Consider the following 22,018-nt stretch of genomic DNA (forward strand, 5'->3'; position numbering starts at 1 on the left):
ATGGAAAAAACGTATTCAAGTGTCTGGAATAATTGTCTTTCGATTATCAAAGATAATATACCGGCGCAAAGTTTCAAGACCTGGTTTGAACCTGTGAAAGCAGTCCGTTTGGAGGGTGACGTTTTGACTATTCAAGTTCCTAGCTTATTTTTTTACGAGTGGCTGGAAGAGCACTATGTAGGTATTCTTCGCAAGACCGTAAAGAAGTTTCTGGGAGAGCAAGGTAGATTGGAATACAATATTGTAGTGGAGAAGTCATCGGCTTCTCATCCCTATACGACTAATCTTCCATCGAATGGCAATGGAGCAGAGGGTAAGAGACAATCTATTCCTGTGCCGGTATCTTTGAATAGAGATATCAAAAATCCATTTGTTATTCCTGGATTAAAGAAATTGCAGGTTGACCCGCAATTGAATCAAAACTACACATTTGAGAATTTTATTGAAGGTGAATGTAACCGTCTTGCTCGTTCTGCAGGTTATGCCGTCGCAAACAAACCGGGAGGTACTTCATTCAACCCTTTAATGATCTATGGTGATGTAGGTTTGGGAAAGACACACCTTGCCCAGGCTATCGGTAATGAAATCAAAAGAAATCTTCCCGATAAGTTGGTCATTTATGTGTCCTGTGAGAAATTCTGTCAGCAGTTTGTGGATTCATTGAAAAATAACACCATCAATGATTTCGTAAATTTTTATCAGGCAATGGATGTTATCATTATGGATGATGTACACAATTTTGCCGGTAAAGAGAAAACGCAGGATATCTTCTTCCATATATTCAATCATTTGCATCAATCTGGAAAGCAAATCATTTTAACTTCCGATAAGGCACCTAAAGATTTAGCTGGTTTAGAGGAACGTTTGCTCAGTCGTTTTAAATGGGGATTATCTGCAGATATTCAAATTCCGGATCTTGAAACAAGAATGGCGATTTTGAAGAAAAAAATGTATTCTGACGGCATTGAGTTACCTGAAAATGTCGTGGAGTATGTAGCCACACAGATCGATAACAGTGTTCGTGAATTGGAAGGGGCAATGGTGTCTCTATTGGCTCAGTCAACATTGAACAAAAAGGAAATTGATTTGGGACTGGCAAAATCGATGTTGAAGAATTTTGTGAAAAATACACATAAGGAAATTTCAATGGATTTTATTCAGAAATTAGTTTGTGAATACTTTGAAGTTCCTGTGGATATGGTAAAGTCAAAGGTCAGGAAGCGTGAAATCGTGCAGGCCAGGCAAATTTCGATGTATTTAGCAAAAGCCCACACAAAATCTTCACTTAAATCGATCGGTGCATTCTTCGGAGGAAGAGATCATTCAACAGTCATCTATGCCTGTCAAACCGTTGAGGATTTAATTGAAACTGACAAGAAATTTAAAACTTATGTCAGCGACATTATGAAGAAATTGAAATCTTAATGTAGCTTGATATCGAGTTAAAGTAAAAAGGCTGTCCAGATAGACAGCCTTTTTTTGTAACCAGGGAGGACGATATAATAAAAAACCTCTGAATACGCCTAAACGTATCCAGAGGTTTAATACATTCCTATTAATTGAGTAGAATGATTATTGTTGTTGATTGCTGTTTTCGTTATTATTTTCCTTTTGTTCTGTTGGTGGTGTTGGGCTTGCGGGAATGTCTACTGCTGGCCGCTCTTCAATATATTTTTGAAAGGCTGCTTTTTGCTCATCAGTCAATAATAGCGCAATCTTGCTATCTGATTCACCTTGGAGTTTTGTAATGCGCTCTTTTTTAACCTCGGCAGTGGTGGTAGAATCCTGTATAAGCGCCGCTACCGCCTTCTCCTGATCTAACACAATTGTTGATACGGCTGTTTTTTGTTCGTCATTCAGCGTAAGCTTTGTGACTAATTCGGTCACAATTTTGGTTGCATTTTCTTCTGGAGTCGCTTGCTGTGCGAAGGTTAGACTCATCGCCAGGAAAAATCCTAGACCGGTTAAAAATAACTTTTTCATGATGTTTAATTTTAAATGAAATTATTCAATGAATTTATTAACGTCTGTTTTTTGGTTGTTTAATTAGTACCGGGTTCTGTTTTAGAAGCTTCAGTACGTGTAGGGACAGCTTTTGCCGGGCGTTCGGCAATTACCTTCTGATAGATGGTTTTTTGATCTTCCGTCAGTAATTGACTCACTTTGCCGTCTACTTCCGTTTGAAGTTTATTGAGGATTTCAACTTTCGCAGCCGTAGTAGAAGTACTGTCTTTTAAAATTGTTTCTTCTGCTTTTGCTTGATCCAATAGAATGGAGGATATGGCAGTCTTCTGCTCATCGTTCAGATTCAGCTTTTGTACCAGTTCGGTAGTGGCTTTTGCCACAGTTTCCTCCGGTGTGACCTGTTGGGCAAATGTTAGGCTCAGTGCCAGACACAGCCCCATACCTGTTAAAATTAGCTTTTTCATATCTATTGTATTTAAAAAGTTACAACTATGATGTCTTGCTATAAAAACTATCAAAGTCAATTTATATTGTATCAAGTATGTTACTTTAACAAATTTTTAACGCTAGATTTGGATATATGTTTCTATTATCAGCTTGATAAATGTTTTTCACGTTGTGTAATATAGACCTGTTATTGTTTTGTTTGAATAAAGGGCTGAGAATGACGATCAGTGTAAACTCGGGGAAATGCTTGCTTGGATAGATAAATAATGCTGGAAGGCTTTATAATGGTATTTATGGCTAAATATTGGGGGTAATTTAGTAATAGAAAACAATAGTTATGTTTATGTAATATAATCGCACTATAAAAAAGGTCGATTATAAATAACCGACCTTTCGATGCTAATTAGTTTGAAGAACGTTTAGACATCCTATCTTTCATTTTTTCTTGCTGCTCATCAAATAATTTGATTTGATCAGGAGTAAGCCAAGACTTTATTTTGGTCGCCTGAGCTTCTTGGAGCTGTTTAAATTTTTCCATATTGGCTTTGCGGTCTCCTCCATCATTTTTTTTCGCTGCGCGCTGTTGGGCATTGGCTAATGTAAGATTATAGATGGAATCTTTTTGCACTTGATTAAGTGTAAGTAGTTTGTCTAGATGTTCTACACGCATCTTCGCCAGTTCTTCTGGGCTCCGTTGTTGGCGTTGCTGCGCAAAAGCGACTGTTGTCGCCAAAAGCAGGCCGCTTATTGCCATTAAAGTTTTCTTTTTCATCGCTTTATATTTTAAGTCTACTTCTATTTTGAATATAAATTTGACGAAAAAGTTTACTAAAATATTAGCCCTTAACAAAATTTAAGGTTGATTAACACTTGAGGCGACTGTATCACTTAAAATATGACAAAAATGGGTGCTTTGTCGGGAGTCATTAAATTTAATCCCTATCGGCAGATAAACGAGTTCTACCGTATCAAATAGCGCTTTATATGGTTTTAGCCTTTGATAATCCTTCTCCGTGGTCAATACTATTTTATTGTCGCTATTTAGGGAGTGGAATGTTTTTATGATGCGGTCAATGTCTGCCTCGTCAAATGTATGGTGATCCCCAAAAGAAATATGAGTGACTGATTTCGCTTTTTGGGTAATATGGTCTATCAAGGGTTGTGTTTTAGCAATACCTGTCACCAAGACAATATCTTTATTTTGGATATCAATCTGTTTTCCATTGGTATTCACTGGTTCAAAATAGGTAATATGGCTAAATGTGATCGGAGCTTCTCTATTATAACGGCGCAGTTTTTTTTCTATACGTATTTTGTCTTCACTAGAAATATTGGCGGGACATTTAGTAATGACTATAATCTGCGCCCGTTTAGATTCCATCAATAAGTCTCTGAAATTTCCGGCGGGAAATACAAACATCGGTTGCGAAAAGGACCGGAAATCGAATAAGAGTATATTAAATAAAGGTGATAATTTTCGATGTTGATAAGCATCATCCAAGATAATCAGCTGATGATCCCCCTGAAGTTTTTCTATGCCCGTACAACGGTCTTCGCATACTGCTACAGTGACATTTGGAAGCTTGTTTTTGAATTGTAAAGGTTCATCGCCTACATCTGTCGCCAAAGAATCTATTTGTACGGTCCGGAATCCTTTTGTCTTTCGACCGTAACCTCTGCTGAGGATAGCTATAGTGTACTGCTTGCTAAGATAGGAGACAACAAATTCGGTCATGGGACTTTTACCGGTACCGCCAACAGCTAAATTACCGATTACGATGGTAGGAATTTGGAAAGATCGAGCCGGTAGCAACTGAAAATCATAGAGCCGATTTCGTAACCATACGACTAATCCATAGATCAGCGAAAAAGGAAGAAGAAGATATCGTAGAAAAAGCCACATTATTTTGGTATTACTGTCAATCCAATATCTGTAATTTCTTTTAAAGGATTGTCTCGCATATTCTGTTCAATGGATATCGTATATAATCCGGTGTCCGGAAATATATAATCTTTATGGAGAATAGCCTGCTGATTGTAAAGACTACCCGATGATTTTCCGGTCCACTTTCCATCGGATTTTGCCAATTTAACTTCCTTACGGAAGGTATATGTTTTTTTATTGGGATGCTGTTGATAGATTAAAACAAAGAGATTGGAGAAAGCATATTCTGGTGTATGGCGTACATTCATATATACATCGTATTTCTTCGTATTGTCACTAATATGGAATTGAAAACTAGGATGTGAAGTATACAGCCACGTTTTATTTTCAATGGGTTTATTTTCATTTATAATGGCAGTTTGGTCACAAGATGCCCATAAACCAATACTTAAAATTCCAAAAAGAAAAGCCTTTAGTTTCATTTTAAATCTATAAAAATAGAATATGCCTAACATTTTAACATTAGGCATATTTGTTTTATTCTGTTTTTGAGGAAGTGTTGTTGTTTCCTCTGTTTTTATTTCTATGCCGATTAAAGCGTTTTTTAGGCCTATTATTTTGCGCTTCTTTATTTTCTTTGCCAGCTGTTGCCGTAACAGCACTATCTGGATTGTTCTGCTGTTTAGCTACTGCCTGTTTTGGTGGATTTTGTTCAGCTTTATCGCTTTTTTGGCCATTCTTATTTTCCGGTTTAGCGTTATTATTGCTTTTAGTTTTCCGCTTTTTCTTTCTTTTGTTTCGGTCATCCAGCCGTGTTAAGCTATCCTGGCCGACGACATTTTCATAATCGTAATTGACAATCTTTTCTTCCCGGATATCTTCAGTCTCTATTGCACTTGATATGGCCTCTGGTTTAATACCCTGCTTATTCATTTCGACAAGTTCTTTGACCTGTTGAACTGGCATCGCAATCCAGTTTTCTGCTCCGGGGAAAGAAAACCACATCATTTTTTTGAAGATATCGGTTTTCTGTAGATAAGCCACACCTTTTAGTGTTTCAATACGATCAATATTGTTAGGAATGTCTTTCAGCGCATCCATGTAGCTATCCAATTCATAATTGAGGCAGCATTTCAATTTACCACATTGTCCGGCTAGCTTTAACGTATTCAACGATAGATTCTGATAGCGCGCTGCTGAAGTGGATACGGTTTTAAAATCCGTCAGCCAGGTAGAGCAGCAAAGTTCACGGCCACAGGATCCGATACCGCCGAGACGGCTTGCCTCCTGGCGCATACCGATCTGGCGCATTTCTATCCGTATACGGAATGCTTCGGCCATCTTTTTGATCAATTCACGAAAATCTACACGGCCTTCGGCGGTATAATAAAACGTCGCTTTTGTTTTATCGCCCTGATAGTCTACATCAGAAATTTTCATGGATAAACCCAGATCCAAAGCAAGTTTACGTGCCTTATGCATGGTTTCCCATTCAAGATCTTTTGCTGCATTATACTTTTCTACATCCACTTCATTTGGCTTCCGATAGATTTTTTTTGTAACCGATTCTGCGGTAACATTGTTCTTTTTCAATTGCAGCCGGACTAATTCACCCGTCAAAGAAACGTGGCCAACGTCATATCCTCCCGTTGAGGGTTCTACAACGACCATTTCTCCCATTTCGAGGTATAAGTTGTCTACATTAATAAAGAAATCTTTTCGAGATCCCTTAAACCGTATTTCTACGATATTGAATGGTTTATAGTTTGATGGCATATCCATATCGGAAAGCCAGTCATATACATCTAATTTATTACATCCGCTGGTCATGCAAGAGCCATTATTTTGGCATCCTGCCGGTGTCCCACTTGCCGTGGTAGTACCGCAACCTCCGCCGGATGAGCAACTGCCACATCCCATAGTTTTCTATTTATATATATTGAGTTCCTTTCGGAAACGTTTTGTATTTGTATATTAATGTTAACTGCAAAGATAAATCTAAAAATAATATTTTGGGATTTGCATTTCTTTCTACAAAATAGTGCGTTTCCTCAAATAGATTTATTGTTGCTTCAATTTGTTCGACTGTGTAATGTACTGCAAATTTTTGGACAAAATCCAATTCTTTTGCGGGTAAAAATACAAGACTGGAGAGGCCTTCCTTAATCAGAATAATCTGTCGCATCATGTTGATTGCGTAAAAAAGAAAGCTTTTCTGATTTTCACGGCCCATTTTGGATAAATCCTCTTCCACTAAAGAGATCATATTTGTGCCAGCATCCGAGACGATAAATCGCAGCCAGTTTACCAAAATACCAAAATGATTATTGGTTTGTGTATTCAACTGGTTAAGCGCTTCCTGCAAGTTGCCATCTGCTATAAAAGCTATTTCGGAGGCCTCCTGATCGGACAGGTGATGCGTTGTTTTCAAATATTGTGCGACTTCGGTATGGTCCAGTTTTTTTATTTTGACCAGTTGTGTCCGTGAGATAATGGTGTTTAATATTTTATCCTGGTTTTCAGCCACCAGAATGAACAACGTTTTTTCGGGCGGTTCTTCAATCAATTTCAATAAGGCATTGCCTTGGGTATCCAAGTATTCGGGCAACCACATGATCAAAACTTTATATTCAGCCTCAAATGCTTTAAGGCTCAGTTTTTTGATGATACCATGTGCTTCGGCAATATTGATATTGACCTGCTTATTGTCTGCATCCAGCTGATTGCGCCAGTATTCCAATCCCATATAAGGGTTGGTCAAAAAAGACTTTCGCCAGTTTTCAGCGTAATCAGCTGCTGTATCTTCTTTGTGTTTGGCAATAAACGGATAAGACATATGCAAATCCGGATGAATCAGCTTGCTATATTTTCGACAAGATGGACATTCTCCACAACTATCCGTAGCGTGTTTATTTTCACAGTTTAAAAATTGAGCATAGGCATAGGCCAGTGCAAGGCTTCCTGAACCCTCTGGGCCTAAAAATAATTGCGCATGGCTCACGCGGTTTTCATGAACCGTATGAACAAGATGTTCTTTGATGTCTTTATGCCCAATGATATCTTTAAACTGCATACACTATTGCTATTATACAAATGTAATAAATATTGTGATTTATCAGGGCGTATTTGTTTTCTATACTTTTGAAAGCGTGCTTATTAATTGAAATACAATTGCTTAATTAAGTGCTCTAAATCTTTGTTTGTGGAAAGAAAGGCGTTTACAAAAGGGAAAAATATTGATTAATTTGTGTATTATTGCACATAATAATTAGTAATTAGGAAATGAGATTCATTGTATCAACATCAATTTTATTAAAGCAGTTACAAGCTATCAATGGAGCATCTAGTACAAGTACTGTTTTACCAATTCTGGAAAACTTTCTTTTTGAAATAAAAGACAATAACTTGACTATTTCTGCTACGGATCTACAGACAAGTATGGTTACTTCTTTACCGATTGAGGCGAAAGAAGAAGGAAGAGTAGCTATGCCTTCAAAGATCTTGATAGAAACGTTAAAAACTCTTCCCGATCAGCCCGTTGCTTTTTCGGTAGACATGAATACATTGGCTATTGAAATCAGTGCAGGTGACGGTAAATATAAATTGAGCGGAGAAAATGCAGATGATTTTCCTAAAATACCTTCGATTGATAATGGATCAATTATCCAGATGCCAGCTCCAGTACTTTCCGAAGCGATCAGCAAGACCATCTTTGCGGTAAGTAATGATGAATTAAGGCCGGCGATGTCTGGGGTTTTGGTCCAATTGGCTGAGAAAAATGTGACTTTTGTCTCTACAGATGCACATAAATTGGTACGTTACACCAGATCGGATATCAGTGCTGAAAAACCGGCTTCACTTATTTTACCTAAGAAGGCACTTTCTTTACTAAAATCGTCATTGCCTTCGGATGATACAAAGGTATCTATTGAGTATAATCAGACCAATGCATTTTTTAGCTTTGGCAATATCAATCTGATCTGTCGTTTGATCGATGAGCGTTATCCTGATTATGCAGCGGTGATTCCCCAGCTCAATCCCAACAAACTGACGGTTGATAGATTGCTTTTCTTAAATACATTAAGAAGGGTTGTTATTTTCGCCAATAAAACGACACACCAGGTACGGTTGAAGATATCAGGTAGTGAATTGAATATCTCGGCTGAGGATCTGGATTTCTCCAACGAAGCACATGAGCGTTTGTCCTGTCAGTTCGAAGGGGATGATATGGAAATAGGTTTTAATGCCAAGTTTTTGGTTGAGATGTTAAACAACCTTGAAAGTGAAGAGGTCGTTATTGAAATGAGTACGCCTAATCGTGCAGGCTTGTTGATTCCTGCTACTTCTGAGGATCATGAAGATATTTTGATGCTGGTTATGCCTGTAATGTTGAATAACGCTTAATCTTCTGATCAGCTTTGGAACTAATTACACATCTTCTTGACTTTATTCTCCATATTGATAAACATTTGGTTGAGATTGTCAATGACTATCAGCTATGGACATACCTTATTCTGTTTCTGATCATTTTTGTTGAAACGGGAGTGGTTGTCATGCCCTTCTTACCCGGAGACTCCTTATTGTTTGCTGCGGGAATGCTTGCTGCACAGCCAAATGAATTGAATGTCTGGTTAATGATATTGATTTTATTGATTGCTGCGGTAACTGGTGATTCACTCAATTACTCCATCGGAAAGCATTTTGGAATGCGATTGACCAAATTCAAGCTTTTTGGCAAACAGGTTGTCAAAGATGAGCAGATTGCCAAAACACACGCTTTTTATGAAAAGTATGGCAGTAAAACAATTGTAATTGCTCGTTTTGTACCTATTGTACGCACGTTAGCACCATTTGTGGGTGGTATCGGAAAAATGAATTATGGTACTTTCATTACTTACAATGTCGTTGGGGCAATATTATGGGTAGGAGGTATTACATTAGCGGGCTATTTTTTGGGCAATATCCCAATTATTAGAGATAACTTTTCTAAGGTGGTACTGCTGATCATTTTCCTATCAGTATTACCTATTATATTTGAGTTGATAAGAGAGAAAATAAAAACTAAAAAGGGGGTCCAATAGGATTCCCTTTTTAATTTATTGCCTATGGAAGTCGTTTCTGAACTGGTCGATTTTATCCTGCATATTGATCAACACTTGTTGCAGATTGTCAATACCTATGCAGGATGGACTTATTTCATTCTATTCCTGATTATCTTTGCTGAAACAGGATTTGTTGTTACACCGTTCCTTCCGGGAGATTCGGTTTTATTCGCTTTAGGTGCCATTATTGCGCGACCAGAAAGCAATCTTTCACTGTCCCTTTTCTTATTTATTCTTATATGTGCAGCGATTTCTGGCGATTTTGTTAATTATGAGATCGGCAAATATTTTGGAATTCGAGTTTTTAAACCTGACTCAAAAATTTTTAAACCATCTTATCTTCGAAAAACGCAGGATTTCTATGCTAAATATGGCACTAAGACCATTGTTTATGCGCGTTTTGTCCCCATTGTCCGGACCTTTGCCCCCTTTGTAGCGGGTATTGGCAAGATGCCATACAGCATTTTCGGTAAATATAATATAATAGGAGGCATATTGTGGGTATCCTTATTGATTCTAGCGGGTTACTTTTTTGGACAGATTCCTTTTTTCAGGCATAACTTTTCCTGGGTTGTATTAGCGGTCATATTTATCAGTCTAATACCCATGCTGATACAGTTTTTAGCTGTTAAAAGGTCAAAAAAAGATTAAACGTTAAATACTAAAATCAGTCTTTTAAGGTTAAAGGATTGGTATGAAATATTTCATTTTAGCGTTTACCTTATTTGTCGCACAGCTTGCATTGGCACAACGTGTCAAAGTCGATCGTCATCAAGCAAAAGAAGCCTTTGATCTGCTGAATAAAATTCGAACAAATCCAGAGAGATATAAAAAGGAACTGAAACTTTTTAATTTACATAAGATTACCCGAACGAAGCTTAATTGGAATAAACAGCTTGCCGAGGTAGCAGAATACCGAGCTAAGGATATGGCTAAACGGTCTTATTTTGATCATGTTTCTCCTGAGGGCTATGGACCCAATTATTTTATTGAAGAAGCGGGATATCATTTAAATCAGTCTTGGGTAAAAAAAAGGAATGCCAATAACTTTGAATCCATTGCTGCTAATCGCGCCAGTGCGACTGATGCGATAAAAGCGTTAATCATTGGAAAGGAAGCCCCCGGTTATCATCATCGTACGCATCTGCTCGGGATGGATAAATGGAACGCATCGCTGTATGATATCGGAATCGGTTATGTAAAGTGTAAGGGGGCCAAACCTTATGAAAGCTATCTCGTTGTTATTATTGCAAAGCATGATTGGTAAAGAAAATGAAAAATCATACCTTTGCATATGATAAAATCCATGACAGGATATGGCACGGCTTCCAAAGAAAACGGTAAAGTCAAGTATAGTGTCGAAATAAAGTCCTTAAATTCAAAATTTCTTGAATTAAATCTTCGTCTGCCCAAAGTCGTTTCGGACAAAGAACTGACCCTACGTACAGAGTGCAGTAAGCTGCTTGAACGCGGCAAAGTTAATCTGAACGTAACTGTAGAATATACTGATCAAACGGCCAAGGCTTCATCTATCAACGCTGATTTACTTAAAAAATACTACGGTCAATTGCAGCAGATCGCAAATGAGCTAAATGATACGCATGTCAATCTATTTGAATTGGCGTTAAATATGCCTGAAGTTGTCACCAACAACGATGATACCGTTGATGATGAAGAAGCCAGCGTATTGATGGATGCTTTTTATGATGCGGTCCAACATTTCAATATATTCCGTGAGGATGAAGGAAATGTATTGGCTCAAGATCTAAAAAAGCGAGCTGAGCTGATCTTGACTTATTTGAGTGAGGTCGAAGGGCTGGAAGTTGAGCGTATCCCATTGATCAGACAGCGTATAGAGCAATTTCTCAATGATAGTGTGGGTAAAGAGAACGTGGATCAGAATCGTTTTGAACAGGAGCTCGTTTACTATATAGACAAATTAGATGTCACTGAAGAGAAAGTTAGGTTACGTTCCCACTGCAACTATTTCCTGAAAGCCTTTGATTCTGCCGATTCCAATGGTAAGAAATTAGGGTTTATCTCTCAAGAGATGGGCCGTGAAATCAATACCTTGGGATCCAAAGCTAATCATGCTGGTATACAACAGATCGTGGTTAGAATGAAAGAAGAATTAGAAAAAATAAAAGAGCAGTTGCTCAACGTATTATAAGGATGAGCGGTAAATTAATTATTTTCTCGGCACCATCAGGAGCGGGAAAAACAACTATAGTAAGAGACCTTTTAAGTAAACATGGGGATAAAATAGAATTTTCTATTTCTGCGAGTACCCGCGATCCAAGGGGGCAGGAGGTCGATGGAAAAGACTACTACTTTATGTCCAAAGAAGAATTTTTGCATAAAGTTGCCAAACAGGAGTTTATCGAATTTGAAGAGGTCTATTCGGGTACATTTTATGGTACGTTACGTTCCGAAATCGAACGTATCTGGAAAGAGGGTAAAAATGTTATTTTCGATATTGATGTCGTCGGAGGATTACGCCTGAAATCTAAATTTCCGGATCAGGCCATCTCTATATTTGTACAGCCACCTTCATTAGAAGTGCTGAAAGAACGTTTAACCGGACGTGGCACAGATTCGGAAGAAAAGTTGCAGGAAAGATTTGCCAAAGCGGAACTGGAGCTAACCTATGCGAATAAGTTTGATGTGATCTTGAATAATTTTGATCTAGCGACAGCTTGTGCTGAGGCAGAAGAAATTGTAATGGGTTTTATCAATAAATAAAACGCTAAATGAAAAAGATTGGTTTGTTTTTTGGTTCTTTTAATCCGGTGCATGTCGGGCATTTGATTATAGCAAATTACATGGCCAATTTTACCGGGCTGGATGAAGTCTGGTTTGTGGTATCTCCACAAAATCCATTTAAGAAAAAGTCAACTTTAGCGGATCCTTATGATCGTTTGGAAATGCTCAATCTAGCAGTGGAGGATTGCGAACATTTGCGCGTGAGCGATATTGAATTCCATTTGCCCGTACCATCCTATACCATAGATACCTTAACGCATCTGAAGGAAAAATATCCAACGCGAGAATTTGTGCTTCTGATGGGGGAGGATATCTTGGAATCATTGGAAAAATGGAAGAATGCCGATATTATTTTGCGTGACTATCACATTTATGTGTATCCCCGGCCGGGCTACGATGGAGGAAAACTAAGGGATCATCCGGCTATAACCATGACTGATACGCCATTAATGGAGCTTTCTTCAACGTTTTTACGAAAGGCAATCAAAGAAAATAAGAATATTCAGTTTTTTACACCGCAAAAAGTTATTGATTTTATAGACAAAAAGGGCCTTTATTCATAAGGACTGCAAAATATACAAAGCGAATCCCCGGATCTCTTAGGAAGTCTGGGGATTTTTGTTTTCTATGTCGTAAGAAAGCTAATTGTGTAGCATATAGCGTTGGAAAATGTAGATATATCAAAAGTGATACACTTATAGCGCAGAAGGAAATAAAATTTATGGTATTAGATTTAACAAATGGAATTGTTTTTGGTAGGAATAATTTCCTTACTTTTAAATAGCATTATGTATACTTTATGAGAAGTTTAATTTTATTATTTATTTGCTTAATTAGCTGGACTCATGGCTTTGCACAGACAGAAAATGAGACAGAAAGTGATTATATTATGGATCCTGCCGCCATTGAATTCAGGACTAAGATGACAATACCTCCATATGGTTTGGCAAAGGTGAAAGCTTTGATTGCTAAATTATCTCCTGTAGCGGATAACGATGGGACAGATACTGGCGTGCTTGCCCTTTCTGCAACGGATTTTAAGAATTTAAGTCTACGTGAAAAATTTACGTATACCATGATTCATGCGGAGGTGTACGCCCAGAATTGCGATATACCAGAAAACCAGAAAGCTATCGACAAGAAAATATTTGGTAAGTTGCTCGGTGGTTTTAATGAAGCTTGGTGGTCGGAAAGGCAGACTGATTTTTTGCAGGAAAACAGAGATTCGGTTATGAAACTGATCCAGGAATCTGTTTTGAGAAGCAAACGAATGGGGGTGAATTATAAGGAGGCGATCGAACAGATCAATGGCTGGCAAATGATTCCATTTATCGTTGAATATGCAAAGAAAACCCCGAAAGATAAGGATGCATTGACTTTATTGCTGTTACTCATGAAACGTGGCGAGTATAGTGAATTTATGAAGTCCACATCTTTCAAAAAGCTATATGGAGAGACGAGTAATTACTACTCCTATTTAGACTATAATAAGGAGAATGAAACTTTAATATATCGTAGAGCAATGGGATACTACAATGAGAAAAAAGGTAAATAAAATTTGGAGCTTGCTATAGAAAACGTCAAGTCAGTGAGAAAAGCGTTATACATACTGCTTATTTTTTTATTAAACTGTTTAACGTTAGCGGGGCAGGATAAGGGATATATTTTAATTCCGGGGGGAGACTATCAATTGGGTGACACGATGAGTCTGGATAACCCGAGAAGAACGGTACATATAACGTCGTTTTGGATTGCTTCCTATGAACTGACGAATGCTGAATTTGAAAAATTTGTCCTGGCGACGAACTACCGGACTTTGGCCGAACGCTATCATAATGCCATGGTATTTGAGCCCGGTCTTGCGGAGTTCAGGTGGCTGCAGGACAGCACCGCTTATTGGCGTTTTCCAAATGGAATAAGCCGTGGCGGTATACAGGACAAAATGGATCATCCCGTTACCTGCATATCTTTTAAAGATGTATTGGCTTATTGTGCTTGGGCTGATTGCAGATTACCTACTTTTGAGGAGTGGGAAGTCGCTGCGCGAGCCGGAAACGACGGTCGTTATTTTGAAGGGGTGAATAAAGAAAATATTGGGCAATATGCGAATATATGGCATGGTAGCGATCATCTTAAAGCAGACTACTCGGATGGCTATATGTATACTTCTCCTGTAGGGACTTTTAAACCGAATCCATGGGGGCTTTACGATGTATTTGGTAATGTATTTGAATTCTGTTCGGGCAAGCTAAATAGGGATGGGGAGCGCGATGTGGCTCATGCTAGAGGTGGCTCATGGTGGTGCAGCAAAAGGAGCTGTTCGGCCTTCAACACGGTTTATATTGGCTCTGTTAGTCCGAACGCCTCATTCAGCAATCTTGGGTTTAGGGTCGTAAAAAAAGCCTTTACCACTCAGGATAAAGACTTTTAAAACAAAAAATCCAAAAAGGTTGATTTTTTATCTTCCCATCCATCCACCGTCGACAGTAAGAATGGTACCGTGTACATAATCTGCCGCTTTTGAGGCAAGGAACACTGCCGGTCCTTTAAAGTCTTCCGGAGTACCCCAGCGTCCTGCGGGGATACGGTCCAAGATGGATTTCGAGCGTTCGGGATCATCTCTCAGTGCTTCCGTATTATCCGTTGCGATATAACCTGGCGCAAAACCATTTACATTGACTCCTTTGGAGGCCCATTCGTTGGCAAAAGCCTTGACCAACGACCCTATTGCACCTTTGGATGCAGCATATCCCGGAACATTGATACCGCCTTGAAAAGTCAATAGGGATGCCGTGAATACGATTTTGCCAGTTCCACGTGAAATCATATCTTTTCCAATTTCCCTTGTCAGAATGAATTGTGCATTCTGATTGATTTCGATGATTTCGTCCCAATATTCGTCAGGGTGTTCCGCGGCCTGTTTACGAAGGATATTCCCGGCATTGTTGAATAGGATGTCTATTGTTGGATGCTCCGATTTTACTTTTTCAATAAACTTATATAATTCTGTTCTTTTTGAAAAATCACATTGATACGCATAAAAGTTGCGGCCCGATGCCCGGATAGATCTTTCCACTGCGGAGCCCGTGGCCTCCAACGATGCCGACACACCGATGATGTCCGCTCCGGCTTCCGCTAATGCTTCCGCTATAGCCTTACCTATTCCCCTTTTACAGCCGGTTACCAAAGCGACCTTTCCGGTCAGATCAAAAGATTGCAGTATAGACATTATTTTGCGTATTTTATCGTTAATGGTTGATTTAAATTATTTCTGAATTCTTTGATGTAGGATTGCCATTGATCAAAACTGGTTATTTTACCCGCCTTATTAAATGCTGCTCCGGCAAAATAGACCAAAGGTTGGTTGTTTTTTACCGTAGTCGCCAATAAAAACTGTTTTGGACTATCTTTAAATACATAGTTTACTTTCGGTAAGATCAGGGCTGTTCCGGTGATTTTATCTCCTTCAGCAGGCTCCCAATATGCCAAAATACCATTTTTGGGATCGTTTAAGAATTGTGGTTGATCCTCTTTTCGTTTGGCAAGACCAACGACTATTGGGGTACTGCTTGAACTTGTATTTTTGACTGCATAACTTATTTTGTTGAGCTGACTTCCAGCATCCAGAGAAATTGTTTTTTCGACTTGTAACTGTTGTCCTTTTACATTTTCCGGTTCATAAGTAAGTTTAAATGTAGTGCGTAAAGGCCCATTGTCCAATACTTCATATTGACGATAATGTTTATGATAGACTACTTGCTGGTCAATAAATGGAGTTGCATCGCCCACTCCTAGGGTCTGCCCTACAGAATAATAATCTAAACCTTTACCGTGATCGGCGTGGTAATCTCCTGTTTTATACCATTCGTCAATAACAAGGTCGTTACTACGTTTAGCCCAAAAATCAAATCCCTGGGCGTCCTCGGAGCTACCTTCCAAAGCTTTTCCATAAGCTCTGAATGCGGCAATGTCATTTTCCCAGGCAAAGTCATCCTTACGTTCGGGGACATAACGTGCATAAGCCTTTGGAGCAACGGCTTGTGGGGTATTTCCGGTTATGCCAAAAGTTAGCGAGCTTTTAGGGGCAATCGATACCTGTATCAGTACATTTTGCGGTGTCGGCTGTCCCAATTTCTCCAATTGGTAAGCCAGTTCAGCCTTATCCTTGCTACTGACAATCGTAAAGACATTTTTCTTCAGTTCGAAATGTTTTTCGAACGTTGTATAAGGAATACTGATTAGCTCTGTTCTAGTTACCGCTGAGGGATTATTTATTGTGATCGTCTTATTGTTTTGGGCAAAGGCGATACTTGAAAGCCCGAGCGTCAAACTTAATATGAATGTTTTTTTCATTTGGTATTTTTGTTAAAGTCCAATCTCATATCTCCAAAATACTACTTAAGCTCAGTGATAGCACATTTATCCATGTCATCGTAGTCCAAGTTTTCACCAGCCATACCCCAGATAAATGTATAGTTGGACGTTCCTGCCCCCGAGTGAATTGACCAGGGCGGAGAAATGACCGCTTGATCATTATGCATCCAGAGATGACGTGTTTCATCTATTGGTCCCATAAAATGAGATACCGCCTGGCCTTCCGGCAATTCAAAGTAAAAATAAACCTCCATACGACGATCATGTGTATGCGAAGGCATGGTGTTCCATACCGATCCTGGCTTTAGTTCTGTCATTCCCATTTGTAATTGACAGGTTTGTACAACTTTATTCAGCAGCATTTGGTTGATGGTACGGTGGTTGGCTGTTTCCAGTGATCCTAATTCTATTTTATTGGCATCTTCCTTGGTCACCTTTTTAGTCGGATAACTATGGTGAGCGGGGGTTGAGTTTAAATAAAATTTTGCCGGATTAGCGGCGTCTTTGCTTTCAAAATAAACTTCTTGAGCCCCCTGTCCGATATAAAGTGCTTCTTTGGTATTTAGATCATAAGTAACACCATCCACTTCGACCTGACCATTGCCGCCGACATTGATGATACCCAACTCTCTTCTCGAAAGGAAATAAGGTTCTTTTAGTAGTTCCGGAATGGTATCTAGTTTGATTTTTGTATTTACTGGCATTGCACCACCGGCCATATAACGGTCATAGTGCGTGTAGACAAAGTTGATTTTGTCGGTTTCAAAAACTTTTTCAATGAGAAAATTATCTCTTAGCCCTTGTGTATCTAAGGTTTTGTATTCTTTAGGCCCGATAGCATAGCGGGATTCAAAATTGATGCTCATAACTGATATTATTTTCTTTGTTTGAATGTTAAATTTAGGGCTAATATTTGTCAATAACGAGATAATCTTACGCAATCGATGTCGTAATTGAATTTCGGTAGGATCACCGTTATACCTTAGCAGCAAAAAGTTCAGGTTGGGCAATTTTCCTTTCCAATAGAATGGGAATTGTTGCGACGTAATAGGAGCGTCCATGCTTTGTTATTAGCAATAAAGTTATTAACTTTAAAACAATACACCAATTATTAGCATGCTCAAAACCAATTTTGTTCAATCGCTATATACACGATCAAATACCCATAGGCAATACGACGGCTATCTGGCATTTTTGCCCGAAGGCGAACGACAGTTGTTTCCCGTAGCACTTGCAAGTCAGCGCATATTCCAGACAAGTGACTTCGTATGGATCGAATGCAAGGAAAACGGTATCGATACACCAGGTTTCACGACTATTAAGGTAGGAGATTATTCGCTTTGGCTTCATCTCCATTTCATTGGACAGGGAAAACTGAAGCTGACCGAATCATTGATGATGTCTTCGGGGCAGGCCCATTGCTATTATTTAAATGAAAGAGAGCCAGAATTGTTCCTTGATGAAGGAAAATCATGGTTTCTGATCCTTGGGGTTTCGGGAAAACATCTGGACAGTTTAATGACTGACTATCCGAGATTGAAGGAGTTGATGCCCGACGGCAACCAGCGTCCGGAATCTTATCTTGGATACACACCGATTCAGAGTAAGCTCTATAATGTTTTGGCATCGCTGCGACGCTATGAATTTCATTCTTTTGGAACAGCCTTTCAACTCGCAAATTGGAACTTGCGCTTATTCCAGCAGCTATTTCAGGACCTAAAGCCTAATCAGCCTGCCAGAGATCACAGTGATACGTTGCTCTATCAGAAAGCTGTCATGTATATCCGTCGGCATTATGACGACGAAGATATGTCTGTCGCAAAAATTGCGGAAGCAATGAATGTCAGCCCCCGTAAGTTGTCCCGTAGTTTTCAGGGAAAGTCGTTCACAGTTGTGGGTATGATACTCGAATACCGATTGATGGATGCGAGGGAAAGCCTAATTCATTCAGATGATTCGCTGGCAGGGATAGCTTTCGCATTGAATTTTGCTTGTCCCAAACATTTTGCCCGGGCGTTTAAGAAACGGTTCGGAATAGGTCCCAATGAGTTTAGAGCGCAACGTCGTAAAAAGGAATCCTTTGTTAAGCGATCATACCCCCAGGCTTAACACGTTATCACATTTTTCATTACCTGGCCGATAGCTTTTAATCCATGTTCATGTAAACGATGTTCAGTTCGTCGCTCTGCTGTCAACTTATTGGGACAAGTAGCGCTGTTCTCCTGTATTGCTCCAAAAATTCGGGTTTTGGAAGATCAGCACCAACTGTAATACGCCAATCATTTGTATAAATGAGATCAGCGGCGGCGTATTGCTAAGGACATTTGGTAAAATACTAAGGACATTTGGTAAAATGCTAAGGACGTTTAATAAAACGCTAAGGACGTTTAGTAAAATGCTAAGGATATTTGGTAAAATGTTAAGGACGTTTAGTAAAACGCTAAGGACATTTGGTAAAATGCTGAGGACGTTTAGTAAAATGCTGAGGACATTTGGTAAAATGCTAAGGACGTTTAGTAAAATGCTAAGGACGTTTGGTAAAATGCTAAGGACATTTGGTAAAATGCTAAGGACGTTTGATAAAATGCCAAGGACGTTTTGTTCATCTCTCCTTAGCAACGGTAAGTGTTTGCTTACCACTAAAATCTGTGTTTAAAGGGATATAGACCTTGATTTCTGTCTGATTTTAGGTGCTAGGTGTCAAAATCGGCAACAAAAAGTCCTGTCCTGCCGGAAAGTTGGCCGATTTTGCCCCCTAGTTCGTCAGCCTTCTGTCGTAGATTTGAGCCATTAACAAAATTAATTACATTTTTAATTATTTCAATTATGGCAAAGCCAACATTATCAAACCAAATCAAGACAGAAGCAACATTGCTTAAGTATGCTGAAAATGTTTTCAAAAAATCTACTGAAAACGCAAGTCTATTTCCAGAAGCCACAGCACTTTTGGCAGAACTCGGTGTTGTACTCGAGCTTTTTCGGGACGGTATTACCGAAGCGAATTATCGTGACAAACGTCAGGTCGTGATCAAAAATCAATATGGATCCCGGCTAAAACAGGCCTTATACCATCTTTCCCTGCACGTGGAACTTGTCGCAAATGGAGATGCCAATCTGATTTTGGCAGCGGGATTCATCCCATCGAAGGCCAAGGTAAGCGGTAGCTACTATGGACTTTCTCCGAAGCCAAACGGACTGGTTGTACAGCTGGCTGTGCAAGGATTGCTGATCGCCGAAATGGCGGTCAAATCGTGGAAAGGGGCTCGATTCTATCAATTTGAATACCGCGCGGTCGGTACGGTTCCTTGGACCACGGTCATTAGTCCAAAATCAAAGATAACGATTAAGGACTTGGAGCACCTCAAAGAGTACGAGTTTCGTGTAACCTATCTGGGGCCTGATCCGACACCGGTCTACAGTGACGTTGTCCGCTGTTATATCGTGTAACGTATAAGAGCGGTGATTTTCCATAGCTAAGATCAAAGGCACGGAAAATTACCGCTCTTTTTTACGGAAAATATTTTTTTCTTTATTAGCTTTAAAAAACAATGACCAATTTAAGCGTAACCATGGATTTTAAGAGCATCACAATCAATCATCCATTACGGAGTATAAATTACCTGACAAAAGATATCGGTTTTCCAAGTAATCTGGAAGAACAGGCTTTATTGAATTACCGGAAAGCACATGACCAAGCTTGGTTCATGAAAATCCGCTTTGAACAGGAGCGGGGAAATGCCCTGCTGGAGTCTATTGCGCTGTCAGATCTAGATGCCGAGATTGCCGAATTAGTAGCTATGTTAGATTGGTACAGCGGTACAGGTGCTTTGAGCAAGGAATTGCCTTTGGCCGAGGTGGATATCAAATTGCAGATCGAACTGCGTGACTATTACCTCAAGATTGAGGCGGCACACCGCAATACTATAAAATTCTATGATCGTATCGCGCTGCGCGAACAGGAATACAATGATATAGTAGATAAGTACTATAGATTCGACAAACCGCTTGATCCTTTAAAATTTGATGTACTGGATGATATATTTGAGTTTGCAGACGACATGGATGCCGATGTAGCTTCGTTGGGCACTGACCTTGAAGATTTTTTATCCGTATTGACACAGCTATATGATCTGCTGGAAAAGTACTTTGTGGCCTATCACGATCTGCATGCAGCTTATGGTAAAACAGTGCATAATATGGCTGAACTTACCAAGGCGGCCCAAGTGCTTCGGCCATTCTGGGAAGCTCATAGTTGATTCTTTCGCTCCTGAGACCCGGACACTGCTGCTCAGACAAGCGAGTTGGGGCCGTAGTAATTATCATATTTTTTACTTCTCGGTTTTAGATTTATTAACTTCGTATATGGTAAAGAAAAAACCGAATATTTTAGTTGTTAATGACGATGGTATTACAGCTCCGGGAATTAAGGTGCTGTTGGAGGAAATGCAAAAAATAGGAAATGTCGTTGTCGTGGCACCGGACTCCGCTCAATCGGGGATGGGACATGCGATCACGCTTGGTAGGCCGCTGCGATTAGATAAGATCAATCTCTATGAAGGGGTTGAAATGTATCAATGTTCGGGAACACCGGTAGATTGTGTCAAGCTTGCCGTTAATAAAGTCTTCAAAGGGCAAAAACCGGATATCTGTGTGTCTGGTATTAATCACGGGCTCAATAATTCGATTAATGTTTTATATTCTGGAACAATGTCTGCTGCGGTCGAAGGGGCTATCGAAGGAATTCCTTCTGTTGGTTTTTCGCTGGACAATTTTTCCCATGATGCGGACTTTAGTTACTGTAGACCTTATGTGATTTCCATAACGGAACAAGTTTTGGCCAACGGTCTGCCCAAAAATACATTGCTCAATGTCAATTTTCCGCAAACACAAGGATTTAAAGGTATTAAAATTTGCAGACAGGCTGGAGGACACTGGGTAGAGGAATTTGATGAACGTATTGATCCGCATAACCGTGACTATTATTGGACCACAGGAAAATTTGTCTTGCAAGACCGGGGAGAAGATACGGATAGTTTTGCATTAGCAAATGGCTATGTATCCGTTGTTCCTACACAATTTGACATGACTGCACATCATGCTATTCCGGAACTGAATTCATGGAGTTTTGATCATTTGGATGGTATGGACAAATACAGTAAGCGTGAAAAATAATCTTTGGATAGGCTTGGGCATAGGCCTTATATTTCCCTCACTGGCATTTTTGCTGGTGCGTTTCACCGATCTTGAACTTCATTTTCTGCCTGAGAAGCCAATGGCAACATATACCATTGCCATATTGATCAATTTGATTTTTTTAAGGTTTGCATACCGCTCAGGAAATGATCATGTAGGGAAAGGAATTATCATCATGACATTTTTGGCCATGATATTATATTTACTGACACATAAAGTGACTGTATAAAACAGAGCTGTCAATCACAGTGGCTATACCACAGCGATTGTTTAAAATGTTTTATCTGTC

The 22,018-nt window shown here is 39.3% G+C and carries 25 protein-coding genes; 15 read left to right on the top strand and 10 right to left on the bottom strand.

What is annotated here, in order from left to right; genetic code table 11:
- The gene (gene dnaA, locus ABTV71_RS00005) at positions 1-1,425 is read left to right on the top strand and encodes a chromosomal replication initiator protein DnaA (protein ID WP_104384755.1); all 1,425 of its coding nucleotides are present in this window, start codon (positions 1-3) and stop codon (positions 1,423-1,425) included.
- 147 nt (positions 1,426-1,572) lie between these two features.
- Here the strand turns inward: dnaA and ABTV71_RS00010 are convergent, their stop codons facing one another.
- The 7 genes from ABTV71_RS00010 to ABTV71_RS00040 all read right to left on the bottom strand — a co-directional run bounded on the left by ABTV71_RS00010 (position 1,573) and on the right by ABTV71_RS00040 (position 7,370).
- Positions 1,573-1,983 (bottom strand): hypothetical protein, encoded by a 411-nt coding sequence (locus ABTV71_RS00010; RefSeq protein ID WP_433901832.1) that lies wholly within the window; start codon positions 1,981-1,983, stop codon positions 1,573-1,575.
- 59 nt (positions 1,984-2,042) lie between these two features.
- The gene (locus ABTV71_RS00015) at positions 2,043-2,429 is read right to left on the bottom strand and encodes a hypothetical protein (protein ID WP_433901833.1); all 387 of its coding nucleotides are present in this window, start codon (positions 2,427-2,429) and stop codon (positions 2,043-2,045) included.
- A 386-nt stretch (positions 2,430-2,815) separates the two neighbouring features.
- Positions 2,816-3,184, bottom strand: coding sequence for a hypothetical protein (locus tag ABTV71_RS00020; RefSeq protein ID WP_433901834.1), 369 nt, complete (start codon positions 3,182-3,184; stop codon positions 2,816-2,818).
- 81 nt (positions 3,185-3,265) lie between these two features.
- Positions 3,266-4,315, bottom strand: a complete 1,050-nt coding sequence (gene lpxK, locus ABTV71_RS00025) for a tetraacyldisaccharide 4'-kinase (RefSeq protein ID WP_433901835.1) — start codon at positions 4,313-4,315, stop codon at positions 3,266-3,268.
- Entirely contained in the window at positions 4,315-4,779 is a 465-nt protein-coding gene (locus tag ABTV71_RS00030) for a gliding motility lipoprotein GldH (RefSeq protein ID WP_183078732.1), read from the bottom strand. Before ABTV71_RS00030 ends, lpxK begins: the two co-directional genes overlap by 1 nt.
- 55 nt (positions 4,780-4,834) lie before the next feature.
- Complete coding sequence (locus ABTV71_RS00035; protein WP_183078731.1) at positions 4,835-6,217, bottom strand: PSP1 domain-containing protein; 1,383 nt, start codon at positions 6,215-6,217, stop codon at positions 4,835-4,837.
- 10 nt (positions 6,218-6,227) lie between these two features.
- Complete coding sequence (locus tag ABTV71_RS00040; protein ID WP_121125396.1) at positions 6,228-7,370, bottom strand: ATP-binding protein; 1,143 nt, start codon at positions 7,368-7,370, stop codon at positions 6,228-6,230.
- A 209-nt stretch (positions 7,371-7,579) separates the two neighbouring features.
- Between ABTV71_RS00040 and dnaN the strand changes: the two genes are divergently transcribed.
- From dnaN to ABTV71_RS00085, 9 genes are all read left to right on the top strand, one after another.
- A complete protein-coding gene (dnaN, locus tag ABTV71_RS00045) occupies positions 7,580-8,701 on the top strand; it encodes a DNA polymerase III subunit beta (protein ID WP_108635409.1) in 1,122 nt (373 codons plus the stop codon).
- A 14-nt stretch (positions 8,702-8,715) separates the two neighbouring features.
- The gene (locus ABTV71_RS00050) at positions 8,716-9,378 is read left to right on the top strand and encodes a DedA family protein (RefSeq protein ID WP_433901836.1); all 663 of its coding nucleotides are present in this window, start codon (positions 8,716-8,718) and stop codon (positions 9,376-9,378) included.
- Between the two features lie 24 nt (positions 9,379-9,402).
- Positions 9,403-10,050 carry a DedA family protein gene (locus ABTV71_RS00055; RefSeq protein ID WP_433901837.1) on the top strand — a complete coding sequence of 216 codons (648 nt, stop codon included), beginning with the start codon at positions 9,403-9,405 and terminating at the stop codon, positions 10,048-10,050.
- A gap of 43 nt (positions 10,051-10,093) precedes the next feature.
- Positions 10,094-10,666 carry a CAP domain-containing protein gene (locus ABTV71_RS00060; RefSeq protein ID WP_121125393.1) on the top strand — a complete coding sequence of 191 codons (573 nt, stop codon included), beginning with the start codon at positions 10,094-10,096 and terminating at the stop codon, positions 10,664-10,666.
- A 27-nt stretch (positions 10,667-10,693) separates the two neighbouring features.
- Entirely contained in the window at positions 10,694-11,569 is an 876-nt protein-coding gene (locus ABTV71_RS00065; RefSeq protein ID WP_121125392.1) for a YicC/YloC family endoribonuclease, read from the top strand.
- Positions 11,570-11,571: 2 nt separating this feature from the next.
- On the top strand, positions 11,572-12,141 hold the full coding sequence (gene gmk / locus ABTV71_RS00070; RefSeq protein WP_108635404.1) for a guanylate kinase: 570 nt from the start codon (positions 11,572-11,574) through the stop codon (positions 12,139-12,141).
- Between the two features lie 8 nt (positions 12,142-12,149).
- A complete protein-coding gene (nadD, locus tag ABTV71_RS00075) occupies positions 12,150-12,725 on the top strand; it encodes a nicotinate (nicotinamide) nucleotide adenylyltransferase (RefSeq protein ID WP_433901838.1) in 576 nt (191 codons plus the stop codon).
- Between the two features lie 236 nt (positions 12,726-12,961).
- On the top strand, positions 12,962-13,717 hold the full coding sequence (locus ABTV71_RS00080) for a hypothetical protein (RefSeq protein WP_433901839.1): 756 nt from the start codon (positions 12,962-12,964) through the stop codon (positions 13,715-13,717).
- A 33-nt stretch (positions 13,718-13,750) separates the two neighbouring features.
- On the top strand, positions 13,751-14,593 hold the full coding sequence (locus ABTV71_RS00085; RefSeq protein ID WP_220700096.1) for a formylglycine-generating enzyme family protein: 843 nt from the start codon (positions 13,751-13,753) through the stop codon (positions 14,591-14,593).
- Positions 14,594-14,620: 27 nt separating this feature from the next.
- On the opposite strand, the gene ABTV71_RS00090 is transcribed toward ABTV71_RS00085, so the two are convergent.
- Genes ABTV71_RS00090 through kduI form a run of 3 tightly spaced genes read right to left on the bottom strand, consistent with a single transcriptional unit; the run spans position 14,621 to position 17,402 of the window.
- The gene (locus tag ABTV71_RS00090) at positions 14,621-15,385 is read right to left on the bottom strand and encodes an SDR family NAD(P)-dependent oxidoreductase (RefSeq protein ID WP_433903731.1); all 765 of its coding nucleotides are present in this window, start codon (positions 15,383-15,385) and stop codon (positions 14,621-14,623) included.
- 5 nt (positions 15,386-15,390) lie between these two features.
- On the bottom strand, positions 15,391-16,515 hold the full coding sequence (locus tag ABTV71_RS00095; protein WP_433901840.1) for a DUF4861 family protein: 1,125 nt from the start codon (positions 16,513-16,515) through the stop codon (positions 15,391-15,393).
- Between the two features lie 41 nt (positions 16,516-16,556).
- The gene (gene kduI, locus ABTV71_RS00100) at positions 16,557-17,402 is read right to left on the bottom strand and encodes a 5-dehydro-4-deoxy-D-glucuronate isomerase (protein WP_121125387.1); all 846 of its coding nucleotides are present in this window, start codon (positions 17,400-17,402) and stop codon (positions 16,557-16,559) included.
- Positions 17,403-17,652: 250 nt separating this feature from the next.
- Here kduI and ABTV71_RS00105 point away from each other — a divergent pair, with 250 nt between their 5' ends.
- From ABTV71_RS00105 to ABTV71_RS00125, 5 genes are all read left to right on the top strand, one after another.
- Positions 17,653-18,645 (top strand): helix-turn-helix domain-containing protein, encoded by a 993-nt coding sequence (locus tag ABTV71_RS00105; protein ID WP_433901841.1) that lies wholly within the window; start codon positions 17,653-17,655, stop codon positions 18,643-18,645.
- A gap of 717 nt (positions 18,646-19,362) precedes the next feature.
- On the top strand, positions 19,363-19,983 hold the full coding sequence (locus tag ABTV71_RS00110; protein ID WP_121125384.1) for a hypothetical protein: 621 nt from the start codon (positions 19,363-19,365) through the stop codon (positions 19,981-19,983).
- A 101-nt stretch (positions 19,984-20,084) separates the two neighbouring features.
- Positions 20,085-20,792: a hypothetical protein gene (locus tag ABTV71_RS00115; RefSeq protein ID WP_121125383.1), complete on the top strand. Its 708-nt coding sequence runs from the start codon at positions 20,085-20,087 to the stop codon at positions 20,790-20,792.
- A 106-nt stretch (positions 20,793-20,898) separates the two neighbouring features.
- Positions 20,899-21,708, top strand: a complete 810-nt coding sequence (surE, locus tag ABTV71_RS00120) for a 5'/3'-nucleotidase SurE (protein ID WP_121125382.1) — start codon at positions 20,899-20,901, stop codon at positions 21,706-21,708.
- The gene (locus ABTV71_RS00125; protein ID WP_147430455.1) at positions 21,698-21,958 is read left to right on the top strand and encodes a hypothetical protein; all 261 of its coding nucleotides are present in this window, start codon (positions 21,698-21,700) and stop codon (positions 21,956-21,958) included. Before surE ends, ABTV71_RS00125 begins: the two co-directional genes overlap by 11 nt.
- The last annotated feature ends 60 nt before the right edge of the window (positions 21,959-22,018 follow it).

Source organism: Sphingobacterium puteale, assembly GCF_050986225.1.
In the GTDB taxonomy this organism is placed as follows: Bacteria; Bacteroidota; Bacteroidia; order Sphingobacteriales; family Sphingobacteriaceae; genus Sphingobacterium; species Sphingobacterium puteale.

Coding starts and splice junctions, on each gene's coding strand:
- nadD (WP_433901838.1), top strand. CDS start 12,150: ATGAAAAAGATTGGTTTGTTTTTTGGTTCTTTTAATCCGGTGCATGTC.
- ABTV71_RS00055 (WP_433901837.1), top strand. CDS start 9,403: ATGGAAGTCGTTTCTGAACTGGTCGATTTTATCCTGCATATTGATCAA.
- dnaA (WP_104384755.1), top strand. CDS start 1: ATGGAAAAAACGTATTCAAGTGTCTGGAATAATTGTCTTTCGATTATC.
- gmk (WP_108635404.1), top strand. CDS start 11,572: ATGAGCGGTAAATTAATTATTTTCTCGGCACCATCAGGAGCGGGAAAA.
- ABTV71_RS00080 (WP_433901839.1), top strand. CDS start 12,962: ATGAGAAGTTTAATTTTATTATTTATTTGCTTAATTAGCTGGACTCAT.
- ABTV71_RS00030 (WP_183078732.1), bottom strand. CDS start 4,779: ATGAAACTAAAGGCTTTTCTTTTTGGAATTTTAAGTATTGGTTTATGG.
- ABTV71_RS00040 (WP_121125396.1), bottom strand. CDS start 7,370: ATGCAGTTTAAAGATATCATTGGGCATAAAGACATCAAAGAACATCTT.
- ABTV71_RS00035 (WP_183078731.1), bottom strand. CDS start 6,217: ATGGGATGTGGCAGTTGCTCATCCGGCGGAGGTTGCGGTACTACCACG.
- ABTV71_RS00065 (WP_121125392.1), top strand. CDS start 10,694: ATGATAAAATCCATGACAGGATATGGCACGGCTTCCAAAGAAAACGGT.
- surE (WP_121125382.1), top strand. CDS start 20,899: ATGGTAAAGAAAAAACCGAATATTTTAGTTGTTAATGACGATGGTATT.
- ABTV71_RS00095 (WP_433901840.1), bottom strand. CDS start 16,515: ATGAAAAAAACATTCATATTAAGTTTGACGCTCGGGCTTTCAAGTATC.
- ABTV71_RS00105 (WP_433901841.1), top strand. CDS start 17,653: ATGCTCAAAACCAATTTTGTTCAATCGCTATATACACGATCAAATACC.
- ABTV71_RS00060 (WP_121125393.1), top strand. CDS start 10,094: ATGAAATATTTCATTTTAGCGTTTACCTTATTTGTCGCACAGCTTGCA.
- ABTV71_RS00110 (WP_121125384.1), top strand. CDS start 19,363: ATGGCAAAGCCAACATTATCAAACCAAATCAAGACAGAAGCAACATTG.
- kduI (WP_121125387.1), bottom strand. CDS start 17,402: ATGAGCATCAATTTTGAATCCCGCTATGCTATCGGGCCTAAAGAATAC.
- lpxK (WP_433901835.1), bottom strand. CDS start 4,315: ATGTGGCTTTTTCTACGATATCTTCTTCTTCCTTTTTCGCTGATCTAT.
- dnaN (WP_108635409.1), top strand. CDS start 7,580: ATGAGATTCATTGTATCAACATCAATTTTATTAAAGCAGTTACAAGCT.
- ABTV71_RS00010 (WP_433901832.1), bottom strand. CDS start 1,983: ATGAAAAAGTTATTTTTAACCGGTCTAGGATTTTTCCTGGCGATGAGT.
- ABTV71_RS00015 (WP_433901833.1), bottom strand. CDS start 2,429: ATGAAAAAGCTAATTTTAACAGGTATGGGGCTGTGTCTGGCACTGAGC.
- ABTV71_RS00020 (WP_433901834.1), bottom strand. CDS start 3,184: ATGAAAAAGAAAACTTTAATGGCAATAAGCGGCCTGCTTTTGGCGACA.
- ABTV71_RS00115 (WP_121125383.1), top strand. CDS start 20,085: ATGACCAATTTAAGCGTAACCATGGATTTTAAGAGCATCACAATCAAT.